This window comes from Stenotrophomonas sp. NPDC078853 (assembly GCF_044901215.1).
In the GTDB taxonomy this organism is placed as follows: domain Bacteria; phylum Pseudomonadota; class Gammaproteobacteria; order Xanthomonadales; family Xanthomonadaceae; genus Stenotrophomonas; species Stenotrophomonas lacuserhaii.
Map to the genome: position 1 here is coordinate 98,173 of NZ_JBJDOQ010000014.1, position 11,675 is coordinate 109,847.

At 66.5% G+C, this 11,675-nt stretch carries 10 protein-coding genes; 6 read left to right on the forward strand and 4 right to left on the reverse strand.

Features of this window, described 5'->3' with window-relative positions; all coding sequences use genetic code 11:
• Positions 1–14: 14 nt before the first annotated feature.
• Positions 15–596, forward strand: coding sequence for a DUF1415 domain-containing protein (locus tag ACI2JH_RS14625; protein ID WP_101098879.1), 582 nt, complete (start codon positions 15–17; stop codon positions 594–596).
• Entirely contained in the window at positions 593–1,396 is an 804-nt protein-coding gene (locus ACI2JH_RS14630) for an SDR family oxidoreductase (RefSeq protein ID WP_404736565.1), read from the forward strand. Before ACI2JH_RS14625 ends, ACI2JH_RS14630 begins: the two co-directional genes overlap by 4 nt.
• 12 nt (positions 1,397–1,408) lie before the next feature.
• On the opposite strand, the gene ACI2JH_RS14635 is transcribed toward ACI2JH_RS14630, so the two are convergent.
• Together ACI2JH_RS14635 and ACI2JH_RS14640 are read right to left on the reverse strand one after the other, a co-directional pair.
• Complete coding sequence (locus tag ACI2JH_RS14635; protein ID WP_404736566.1) at positions 1,409–3,442, reverse strand: M3 family metallopeptidase; 2,034 nt, start codon at positions 3,440–3,442, stop codon at positions 1,409–1,411.
• Positions 3,443–3,520: 78 nt separating this feature from the next.
• Positions 3,521–4,630, reverse strand: a complete 1,110-nt coding sequence (locus ACI2JH_RS14640; protein WP_182657355.1) for a PLP-dependent cysteine synthase family protein — start codon at positions 4,628–4,630, stop codon at positions 3,521–3,523.
• Positions 4,631–4,749: 119 nt separating this feature from the next.
• Here ACI2JH_RS14640 and gloA point away from each other — a divergent pair, with 119 nt between their 5' ends.
• Both gloA and ACI2JH_RS14650 read left to right on the forward strand, forming a co-directional pair.
• Complete coding sequence (gloA, locus tag ACI2JH_RS14645; RefSeq protein ID WP_101098876.1) at positions 4,750–5,268, forward strand: lactoylglutathione lyase; 519 nt, start codon at positions 4,750–4,752, stop codon at positions 5,266–5,268.
• A gap of 97 nt (positions 5,269–5,365) precedes the next feature.
• Positions 5,366–5,794 (forward strand): VOC family protein, encoded by a 429-nt coding sequence (locus ACI2JH_RS14650; protein WP_101098875.1) that lies wholly within the window; start codon positions 5,366–5,368, stop codon positions 5,792–5,794.
• Between the two features lie 69 nt (positions 5,795–5,863).
• Here ACI2JH_RS14650 and ACI2JH_RS14655 read toward each other — a convergent pair whose 3' ends face one another.
• Complete coding sequence (locus ACI2JH_RS14655) at positions 5,864–6,295, reverse strand: CBS domain-containing protein (RefSeq protein WP_101098874.1); 432 nt, start codon at positions 6,293–6,295, stop codon at positions 5,864–5,866.
• 492 nt (positions 6,296–6,787) lie between these two features.
• Between ACI2JH_RS14655 and ACI2JH_RS14660 the strand changes: the two genes are divergently transcribed.
• Entirely contained in the window at positions 6,788–7,909 is a 1,122-nt protein-coding gene (locus tag ACI2JH_RS14660) for an NADH:flavin oxidoreductase/NADH oxidase (RefSeq protein WP_404736567.1), read from the forward strand.
• Positions 7,910–8,341: 432 nt separating this feature from the next.
• On the opposite strand, the gene glmS is transcribed toward ACI2JH_RS14660, so the two are convergent.
• Positions 8,342–10,180, reverse strand: coding sequence for a glutamine--fructose-6-phosphate transaminase (isomerizing) (glmS, locus tag ACI2JH_RS14665; protein ID WP_101101194.1), 1,839 nt, complete (start codon positions 10,178–10,180; stop codon positions 8,342–8,344).
• Positions 10,181–10,384: 204 nt separating this feature from the next.
• Between glmS and ACI2JH_RS14670 the strand changes: the two genes are divergently transcribed.
• Positions 10,385–11,662, forward strand: coding sequence for an efflux RND transporter periplasmic adaptor subunit (locus tag ACI2JH_RS14670; RefSeq protein WP_042614583.1), 1,278 nt, complete (start codon positions 10,385–10,387; stop codon positions 11,660–11,662).
• Positions 11,663–11,675 lie beyond the last annotated feature (13 nt).

Below are 11,675 nucleotides of genomic sequence, written 5' to 3' on the forward strand. Positions count from 1 at the left end.
CTGCCGAGCCCGCCATGACCGATTCCGTTGTTACCTCCGAAGGGCTGCCCGCCGAAGACCCCGTTGCCGCTACCCGCCTGTGGCTGGAGCGCATCGTCATCGGCCTGAATCTGTGCCCCTTCGCCAAGGCGGTCTATGTCAAAGAACAGGTGCGCTATGTGCTCAGCGATGCCACCACGCCCGAAGCGCTGGTGGAGCAGTTGGCGGAAGAACTGGTGCTGCTGCGCGATGCTTCGCCCGAACAGATCGACACGACCCTGATCATCCATCCGGACGTGCTGACCGACTTCCTGGACTACAACGATTTCCTCGACAACGCCGATGCGGCGATCGAAGCATTGGATCTGCAGGGCATCCTGCAGGTGGCCAGCTTCCACCCGCAGTACCAGTTCGAAGGCGTTGCGCCGGACGATGCCAGCAACTACACCAACCGCGCGCCCTACCCGACCCTGCACCTGCTGCGCGAAGACAGCGTGGCACGTGCGGTGGATGCCTTCCCGGACCCGGATGTGATCGTGGAGCGCAACATCCAGACCCTGGATCGCATCGGGGTGGAGGGCTGGTGGCGGCGCCTGCGCGGGCAGGACCTGTCATGAGCATCGTGCCCGCGGTTGGAGCGTGGCCCGCCGCGCCCCTGGCGGGCAAGGTGGTGCTGGTGACCGGGGGTGCCAACGGCATCGGCCGCGGCATCGCGCAGGCCGTGCTGGGCGCGGGCGGCCAGGTGATGATCGGCGACCTCGACGTGGCAGCAGGCAAGGCCTGCCTGGCCGAATGGGATCGCCCTGCCGACGCCGCCTTCCGCAAGCTGGACATCACCGCCGAAGCCAGCGCGCGCGGCTTCGTCGCGGCCGCGCTGAAGCGCTTCGGCCGCATCGACGGGCTGGTCAACAATGCGGGGATTGCCGGTGCGCACGGCACCGCGCTGGCCGACATGGAGTGGGCGGAATGGCAGCGTAGGCTCTCCTCGCTGCACGGCACCTTCCTGTGCAGCAAGCACGCCCTGCCCGCACTGGCGGCCGACGGGGGCGGGGCGATCCTCAACATCGCATCGACCCGCGCCCAGCAGTCCGAACCCAACAGCGAAGCCTACGCCGCCGCCAAGGGCGGACTGCTCGCTTTCACCCATGCGCTGGCGCTCAGTGCGGGCCCGGCAGTGCGGGTAAACAGCATCAGCCCCGGATGGATCGCCACGGGCGCCTGGCAGGCGCCCACGCGCCGGCGCACGCCGAGGCTGTCCCGTGCCGACCACGCGCAGCATCCGGTAGGCCGGGTCGGCCAGCCCGAAGACATCGGCGCCCTGGCGGTGTACCTGCTGTCGGACATGGCGGGTTTCATCACCGGCCAGGACCACATCGTCGACGGCGGCATGACCCGCAGGATGATCTACGTCGACTGAAAAGCAGCCGCGTCAGCCGGCCATGCCTGAATGCCGCAACAGCGCATCGATGCTTGGCGCGCGGCCGCGGAAGGCCTGGAAGTTTTCCGCGGCGCTGCGGCTGCCGCCGCGCCCGATGATCTCATCGCGGAACCGCGCACCGGTCGCCGCCACCGCGTCCGGCGCCTCCTCGAAGGCCGCATAGGCGTCCGCACTCAGCACTTCGGCCCACTTGTAGCTGTAATACCCCGCCGCATAGCCACCGGCGAAGATATGGCTGAACTGGTGCGGGAAGCGATTCCACTCCGGCGGATGGTTCACCGCGACCTCCTCGCGCACACGCTCCAGCAAGGCCAGCACGCTGTCCTGCTGCGGTTCGAACTGGCTGTGCAGCAGCATGTCGAACAAGCCGAATTCCAGCTGTCGTACCGTGGCCATGCCGCTGTGGAAATTGCGCGCCGCCAGCATTTTCTCGTACAGCGCGCGCGGCAACGGTTCCCCGGTTTCCACGTGCGCGGTCATGCCCTGCAGGTGGCTCCACTCCCAGCAGAAGTTTTCCATGAACTGGCTGGGCAGCTCCACCGCATCCCACTCCACGCCGTTGATGCCTGCCACGCCCAGTTCGCCGATACGCGTCAGCAGCTGGTGCAGGCCGTGGCCCATTTCGTGGAACAGCGTGGTGACCTCGTTGTGGCTGAAGGTCGCCGGCGCGCCATCGGCACCGCGGCCGAAGTTGCAGACCAGGTAGACCAGCGGCGTCTGCACGCTGCCGTCGGCGCGCACGCGACGGTTGCGGCAATCGTCCATCCACGCGCCGCCGCGCTTGCCTTCGCGTGCATACAGGTCCAGGTAGAACTGCCCCACCAGCGCTCCCTGCGCGTCTTCCAGGCGGAAGAAGCGGACGTCGTCATGCCACACCGGCGCGCTGTCCGGCTGCACCCGCAAGCCGTACAACTGCTCGATCACGGCAAACAGTCCGCCCAGCACCTTGGGTTCGGTGAAGTACTGTTTTACATCCTGCTCGGAGTAGCTGTAGCGCGCCTGTTTCAGCTTGTCCGCGGCAAAAGCCAGGTCCCAGGCCTGCAGGTGGTCCAGGCCCAGCGTGTCACGTGCGAACTGCTCCAGTTCCACGCGATCCTGGCGGGCGAAGGGCTTGGCACGCGCCGTCAGGTCGCGCAGGAACGCCAGCACGTCGGCCGGGTCCTGCGCCATCTTGGTGGCGATGGAATAGTCTGCATAAGAGGCGAAGCCAAGCAGTCCAGCCAGCTCCGCGCGCAGTGCAAGGATGCGGTCGATGTTGCCGCTGTTGTCCAGTGAGCCCTCTCCAAATTCCGAAGCGCGCTGCGCACTGGCGCGATACAGGGTCTCGCGCAGGTTCCGGTCTTCGGCATAGGTCTGCACCGGCAGGTAGCAGGGCATCTGCAGGGTCAGTTTCCAACCGTCCTTGCCGTCCTTTTCGGCGGCGGCGCGCGCCGCGGCCCGGACATCCTGCGGCAGGCCCGCCAGGCGCGCTTGGTCCTGGACGAGCAACGCCCAGGCGTCGGTAGCGTCGAGCACATTCTGCGAGAACCTGGCCCCCAGCGCAGACAGTTCTTCCTTGATGGCGGTGAAGCGCGCTTTGTCGGCGCCATCGAGTTCCGCGCCACCCAGGCGAAAGTCCCTCAGGGTGTTGTCCAGCACCTTGCGCCGTGGCGCATCGAAGCCGGTGGCGCCGGCGCTGGACGCCAGCGTCTGGTACTGACGGAACAGTGCCACGTTCTGGCCCAGTGCGGTGCCGAAGTTGGTGATCCGCGGCAGGTTCTGGTTGTAGGCCTCACGCAGCGCCGGCGTGTTCATCACCGCCTGCAGGTGACCAACCTGGCCCCAGGCCCGCCAGAGTCGCTCGGTGGCATCGTCGAGCGGGACCACGAAGGATTCCCACGACACCGGCTGCACCCGTTCGGCGGCGACGACGGCGGCTTCCGCGTCGGCCAGCAGCACGTCCAGCGCCGGTCCAATGTGCTCAGGCCGGATCTCGGCGAAACGCGGCAGGCCGGAGAAATCAAGCAACGGGTTGGTGGCGGTCATGGGGGCTCCAGTAGCAGGTGCCACGCGCGGTGGCATGCTGCTGGATATGGCGCCGCGCCGCCCGGATGGCAAGGGGGGTCAGATCGTTTCCAGGCTGCTCACCGGCAGCGCCGGCAAGGCGCCCCCTGCCAGTACCGCTGCAAGCACTGCATCGGCGCCCACCACGTCGATCCCCATCCGTTCGTACCAGGAAGGATCGTAATAGCTGTGCGCGTAACGCTCGCCGCTGTCACACAGGATGGTGACGATGCTGCCACCGCGACCTGCCTCACGCATCCACTGCGCGGCCTGCAGTACGCCGATGAAATTGGTGCCGGTGGAACCGCCGACACGGCGCCCCAGGCGGCGGCTGACCTGGCGCATTGCCGCCAGCGCCAGCGCATCGGGCACCTTCACCATGGCGTCCACGCTGGTCGGGATGAAGCTGGGCTCCACCCGCGGACGGCCGATGCCTTCCACCCGTGAACCGCCTTCGCAGGTCAACTGCCGCCACGGCTCACCGGCCAGCGCGGCGCGGTAGCCGTCATAGAACACCGACACTTCAGGATCCGCGCAGAGGATGCGGGTGTCGTGCCGACGGTAGCTGACGTAGCGCCCCAGCGTGGCCGCGGTACCGCCGGTGCCTGGGCTGCAGACGATCCATTCCGGGATGGGATGCGGCTCTTCGGCCATCTGTTTGAAGATGGATTCGGCAATGTTGTTGTTGGCGCGCCAGTCAGTGGCCCGCTCGGCGAAGGTGAACTGGTCCATGAAGTGGCCGCCGGTCTCGCGCGCCAACTGCTCGGAGGCGGCATTCAGGCCGCACGCGCTCTGCACCAGATGACAGCGGCCGCCGTGGAACTCGATCGCGGCGATTTTCTCCGGCGAGGTGCTGGCCGGCATCACCGCGATGAAGGGCAGGCCGAGCAGGCGCGCGAAATACGCTTCGGATACCGCCGTCGAACCACTGGAGGCTTCGATCACCGGCCGTCCCGCGCGCAGCCAGCCGTTGGCCAGCGCGTACAGGAACAGCGAACGCGCGAGGCGGTGCTTGAGGCTGCCGGTGGGGTGGCTGGACTCGTCCTTGAAGTACACCTCGATGCCGTCGAACCCGGGCAGGTCCATCGGAATCAGGTGGGTATCGGCCGAACGGTTGAAATCGGCCTCGATCTTGCGGATGGCGGCAGCCACCCATTCACGCTGCGACATGGCGGAATCGTTGTCCGTGGTGGAACGGTGCGGTGGACGCATTCTACGCCGGACCGTCATCCGCCGGTCGGTAGAATGGGTCATCGCGCCATTCCGGGCGCCGCCATTGAAGGATCCCTATGACCCTTGCCGAACTGCAGACCGTCCCGGGCGTCGCTGCCCAGCCGCCGGCGGAAACCGCCGGCTTCGTTTTCAACCACACCATGCTGCGGGTGAAGGACGCCACCGCCTCGCTGGATTTCTACACCCGTGTGCTGGGCTACCAGCTGATCGACAAGCGCGACTTTGCCGAGGCCCGGTTCAGTCTGTACTTCCTGGCGCTGCTGCCGGCAGGCACACCGGTGCCTGAGTCGGACGCCGAGCGCCGCCTGTGGATGGCAGGCATGCCGGGGGTGCTGGAACTGACCCACAACCATGGCACCGAAGCGCAGGACGGCCCGGTGTACCACGATGGCAACAGCGATCCGCGCGGCTTCGGCCACATCTGCGTGTCCGTGCCGGACATCCAGTCGGCCTGCAAGCGCTTCGACGACCTGCAGGTGCCCTACCAGAAGCGCCTGGAAGACGGCCGCATGAAGCACCTGGCCTTCATCAAGGACCCGGACGGCTACTGGGTAGAGATCATCTCCAACGCCTGACGTGAAAAAAGGGGACGGAGGGGATTAAGTCATTTCTGGCACAATCGAGCCGCAAGCGACTTAATCCCCTCCGTCCCCTTTTTCATGGAGCGTGAGCATGGAAACCAACGAGCTGCATCGCGGGCGATTGATCGACCACATCCAGCTGATCGTGCGCGATCTTGCCGCCAGCCGACGCTTCTACCAAGCAGTGTTCGACACCATCGGCATCCCCATCGCCGGCGAAGGCGAGGACTACTTCTGGGCCGATGAGCTGTTCATTTCCAGCGCGGAGAGTGACGCCGCCGCCGGCCAACTGACCGGCCGCCACCATCTGGCCTTCCAGTCACGCGACCGTGCCACCGTCGAGGCGTTCCACAAGGCAGCCCTTGCCGCCGGCGGCAAGGACAATGGCGCGCCGGGCGAACGGCCCTATCATCCCGGCTATTACGCCGCGTTCGTGCTGGACCCGGATGGCAACAACATTGAAGTGGTCCATCACGGTGAAGCGCGCTACAGCGCCGATTCGGTGAAGGTCACCTTCTGACGGTCTCCACGGCCTGAAACGAAGAAGCCGGGCGCTGCCCGGCTTCCCATGTCGCGATGTGCCGAGGGGTCAGTGCGCGGCCAGGTAGATGTCCTGCAGCACGGCCTTTTCCAGCTCCAGCTCGCCCAGCAGGTTCTTGACGATATCGCCGAGGCTGAGGATGCCGACCAGCGTCGCGCCTTCGGTCACCATCAGGTGGCGGCGTCGCGAATACGTCATCAGGGACATCGCCTGCTTGAGCGTGGCCTCCGGCGCGATGCCTTCCAGGCCCGTCGACGGTACGCTGGAAATCACCCGGCGGCCGGCCTGCGGACCGTCATCGGCCAGGCTGCGCACGATGTCCTTCTCGGAAATGATGCCGACCGGGGCACCGTCTTTGGTCACCACCAGGGCAGCGATCTTGTTCGCGCTCATCTTGTGCGCGGCAGCACCGATCGTATCCTCGGAATCGATGGTGATGACAGCTTCTTTCTTGGATTGCAGCAGCTCGCGGACGTTCATTCTTGTTTCCTGTTGCAGGTCACTGATTCGAAAAATGTGCTCTGCCGATGCGCCCCCTCCCCGGGGACCGACCTTCCAGCGCACGTCTGGTGCAGCGCGAACGGGGCAGGTTCAATCGCTCAACCCCACCCCGGCAGGTTCGATTCTACGACTGCGACCATCGGTCACTACCGGCATCGATGACACAGTGCATCGTGGAACCAACCAACAGTCCAGAGAATGGCACTGCCGTAGAAACCGCTGCTGAACACAGCCTACGAAGTGCGCTCAAGATGCGTCGCCCTCTGCCGAGATGCGGACAGAACACCGGAGTTGTGTCCCAGTTGCAATCCGGCGTCTGTCATGACACACGCCGCGCACCCTGTTTGGACGCTGCACCCATGGCATGCAGCGTCCTGCCGCAGCGTGGTGGTTTCAGCCTGCGCCGCCCCCCATGGTTAGGGCAGTCCACGACGCCACGCGTCGCGCTCCCCCTCCTCCACGGATGTCCCCATGTCCCACCTGTTCTCCCCGTTCCAGCTGAAAGGCGTGACCCTGCGCAACCGCATCGCGGTACCGCCGATGTGCCAGTACAGCGCCACCGATGGCGTGCCCAACGCCTGGCACCTGGCGCACTACACCGGACTGGCCCGCGGCGGTGCTGGCCTGGTCATCGTGGAAGCCACCGGCGTATCGCCGGAAGGCCGCATCACTCCCGGCTGCCTGGGCCTGTGGAACCAGGCGCAGGCTGACGCACTTGCCCCGATTGCCGCCGCCATCGCCGAGACCGGTGCGGTACCGGGCATTCAGATCGGCCATGCTGGCCGCAAAGCCAGTGCCAACCTGCCGTGGGAAGGTGACGACCATATCGCCGATGACGACGCGCGCGGCTGGCCGACTCTGGCGCCCTCGCCGATTGCCTTCGGCGGCGGTCTGTCCAAGCTGCCGCAGGAAATGACGGTCGAGGACATCAAGCGCGTGCAGGCTGACTTCGTCTCCGCCGCCGAACGCGCGCGCGATGCCGGATTCAAATGGCTGGAACTGCATTTCGCACACGGTTACCTGGCGCAGAGTTTCTTCTCCGCCCATGGCAACCAGCGCGATGACACCTATGGCGGGAGCTTCGACAACCGCGCCCGGTTCCTGCTGGAAACGGTGGCCGCGGTACGCGCGGTATGGCCGGCCGAGCTGCCGTTGACCGCGCGCATGGGCGTCATCGAATACGACGGGCGCGATGAAGAAACCCTGGCCGAATCCATCGAACTGGTCCGCCAGATGCGCGAACGTGGGCTGGACCTGCTCAACGTCAGCATCAACTTCGTCATCCCGACCGGCGTCGTGCCGTGGGGTACTCCCTCGTTCCTGGCGCCGATTGCCCAGCGCGTGCGCGATGAAGCCGGCATCGCGGTGGCGGTTGGCTGGTGCGTGGATGGCGCTGAAGCAGCCGAAACCATCGTGCTGGAGCAGCAGAGCGACCTGGTGATGATCGGCCGCGCGCACTTGGCCAACCCGCATTACCCGTACCAGCTGGCGCAGGAACTGGGGGTTGAAAACCCGGCCTGGACCACCCTGCCGGCGCCGTACGCGCACTGGCTGGCGCGCTACCGCGGGCCGGGCCGCGCTTCGGCGCAGTAAGCAGGGCTTGACGTCAACGTCAACGTCAACGTCAACTTCAAAAGCCTGCGGTTCTGCTTGTTGGGCGGGGCGGGGTGGGTTCGCGGGGGACGGCAAGAGCCGCTCCTGCGGGCCTCGTTTCGCGCCATCCATGGCGCTCTACGCCCCCGCCAACCCACCCCGCCCCACCTTCGACAGGTCCATGGTTGCCTGGGTGCTCTGGTAGCGCCGACCCATGGTCGGCGGAATGTTCCCGCCAACGGCCCGCTGCGCTCGCCGACCATGGGTCGGCGCTACCGCTTTTCATCTTTTTCTTGCGCGGGTGGCGGCCACCGGAACCTGTCAGGGGGTCGGGCGGGGAGGCTGTGCGGGGTCTTGAGCGGCAGGAGCCGCGAAGAGCCAGCAACAAAGCCGCCCGCGAGGGACTGGCCCCCGTTCCCTTTCCCGGGGGATTTACTCGACCGTTACGCTCTTGGCCAGGTTGCGTGGCTTGTCCACGTCGGTGCCGCGCGCCAGGGCGGTGTGGTAAGCGAGCAGCTGCACCGGGATGGTGTGCACGATCGGGCTCAGCACACCGGCATGGCGCGGCGTGCGGATAACGTGCACGCCTTCGGATTCGACGAAGTGGCTGTCCTGGTCGGCGAACACGAACAGCTCGCCACCACGCGCGCGCACTTCCTGCATGTTGGATTTCACCTTCTCCAGCAGGCTGTCGTTGGGCGCGATCACCACCACCGGCATGTCTTCGTCCACCAGCGCCAGCGGCCCGTGCTTGAGTTCGCCGGCCGGGTAGGCCTCGGCGTGGATATAGGTGATTTCCTTCAGCTTGAGCGCGCCTTCCAGCGCGATCGGGTAATGCAGGCCGCGCCCCAGGAACAGCGCGCTGCTCTTGCGTGCGAAGCGCTCGGCCCACGCGGCGATCTGCGGCTCCATGTTCAGCGCGTGCTGCACGCTGCCCGGCAGGAAACGCAGCTGCTCCAGGTAGTCCGCTTCCTGGGCGGCATCGACACGACCATGCAGCTTGCCCAGCACTACGGTCAGCTGGAACAGCGCCGCCAGCTGGGTGGTGAACGCCTTGGTCGAGGCCACGCCGATTTCGGCACCGGCCCGGGTGTAGCAGACCAGCTCGCTGGCGCGCGGGATCGCACTTTCCGGCACGTTGCAGATGGACAGCGTGTGCAGGTGTCCCAGTGACTTGGCGTACTTGAGCGCTTCCATCGTATCCAGCGTTTCGCCGGACTGGGAAAGGGTAACCACCAGGTGCTTCGGATCCGCGTACGCAGCGCGGTAGCGGTATTCGCTGGCGATCTCCACGTTGCACGGCAGGCCGGCGATCGATTCGATCCAGTAACGCGCGGTCATGCCGGCGTAGTAGCTGGTGCCACAGGCCAGGATCTGCACTCCGGTGATGCCCGACAGCACCGCTTCGGCGTTCTTGCCGAACAGTTCGGCCGGGAATCCACCCGCGTCGATCGCCGCTTCGATGGTATCGCCCAGCGCGCGCGGCTGCTCATGCACTTCCTTCTGCATGAAATGGCGATACGGACCGAGTTCCAGCGAGGCCAGCGAGACATCGGACAGGTGCTCGCCACGATCGATCGGCTGGTCATGCGCGTCATACACCTGCACGCCATCGCGGCGCACGTCGGCGGTGTCGCCCTCTTCAAGGAAGATCACCCGGCGCGTGGAGGAAATGATCGCCGATACATCGGAGGCGACGAAATTCTCGCCTTCGCCCAGGCCAACCAGCAGCGGGCAGCCCATGCGGGCGCAGACGAAGTGCTCCGGCTCGGCCCGGCTCATCACCGCCAGCGCATAGGCGCCGGTCAGTTCCTTGACCGTGCGCTGCAGCGCGGACAGCAGGCTTCCGCCATCCTTCAGGTGATGGTGCATCAGGTGGGCGATGACTTCGGTATCGGTCTGCGATTCGAACACGTAGCCCAGCGCGCGCAGTTTCTCGCGCTGCGCTTCGTGGTTTTCAATGATGCCGTTGTGCACCAGCGCCACGCCGTCGCTGATGTGCGGGTGGGCGTTGGCCTCGGTGACGCCACCATGGGTTGCCCAGCGCGTATGCCCGATGCCGAGCACGCTGTTGAAGCCTTCGGCACCGGCGGCAGAGGCCATCTCCGAAACGCGCCCGGTGCGGCGTACGCGGCGGATCTCCGCTTGGTCTCCAGGCTCAAGCACGGCGATGCCCGACGAATCGTAGCCGCGGTATTCCAGCCGCTTCAGGCCTTCGATGAGCACCGGCACCACATCGCGATCAGCGATCGCACCCACGATTCCGCACATAGTCCCGCATCCCTTGGTGTTGATCCGCACATTCTAGCGTGGCTGTCCGCCCTGGCCGCCTGGCCGCTTAACGAAAGTGTCCGCGCGCCTGTCCGCGGACACACGGACACCCGCGCGGAAATCGCAACTGCTTGATCGTAAAGGGATGAAAAGTTGGCATGCTCCCTGCTTCCCTACAGGCAGTCCGACCACCCAGGCCCTTCGATGATCCGTGACACTTCCGCCCAGGACCAGATCGTTTCCACCGCCACGCCCGGTTCGGCCGCCAGCACCTGGCGCCGTTACCGCTGGCCGGCGCTCGCCGCGCTGCTGGTGCTGGCTGGCATTGCCTTTGCCGTGCATGGCTGGCTCAACGCCAGCCGCTCGTTCGACAGCAGCCGGGTGCGCATCGCGCAGGTGGAGCGCGGCGACCTGGTGCGCGACATCGCCGCCGACGGCCGGGTGATCGCGGCCAACAGCCCGGTCCTGTACGCGATCTCCGCCGGCACGGTCACGCTGAAGGTGGTGGCCGGTGACGTGGTCAAGAAGGGCCAGGAGCTGGCCTTGATCGACAGTCCGGAACTGCGCAGCAAGCTGGCACAGGAAGAGGCCACCCTGGCCGGGCTGGAAGCCGAATCCAGCCGTGCCGCACTGGATGCCACCCTGACCCGCGCCAAGTCGCGCAAGGACACCGACCAGGCCGGCATCGAGAAAGTCGCCGCCGAGCGCGACCTGCAGCGCTACCAGCGTGGTTTCGACGGCGGCGCGGTGCCGCAGATCGACCTGGCACGCGCGCAGGACGCCTTGAAGAAAGCCGACATCAACCTGGTGAACGCCCAGGCCGACACCCGCCTGCAGGGCCAGGGCGCCGACCTGGACGCGCGCAACAAGCGCCTGCTGGCCGACCGCCAGCGCGCGGTGGTGGCCGAGGTCAAGCGCCAGGTGGACGCGCTGACCCTGCGCGCCCCGTTCGACGGCCAGGTCGGCCAGGTGCAGGCGGTGCAGCACACCAACCTGGTCGCCAATGCGCCGGTGCTGGGCGTGGTCGACCTGTCCAATTTTGAAATCGAGATCAAGGTGCCGGAAAGCTTCGCCCGCGACCTGGCGATCGGCATGCCGGCGCAGCTGACCAGCGGCAGCGGCCAGCCGTTCGCCGGAGAGATCAGCGCGGTGTCGCCGGAGGTGGTCAACGGCGAGGTCAACGCGCGCGTGCGCTTCGCCGACAAGCAGCCGGCCGGCCTGCGCCAGAGCCAGCGCATGTCCGTGCGCGTGCTGCTGGATACGCGCAAGGACGTGCTGAAGGTGGAGCGTGGCCCGTTCGTCGAACAGGGCACCGGCAATGCTTACGTCATGGACGGCAGCACCGCCGTGCGCCGCCCCGTGCAGCTGGGCGTGAGCAGCCTGGGTGAAGTGGAGATCCTGTCCGGCGTGCAGCCGGGAGATCGCATCGTGGTCGCCGGCAGCGACCTGTTCAAGGACGCCGAGCGCGTTTCCATCAACTGACACCACCCCTTAC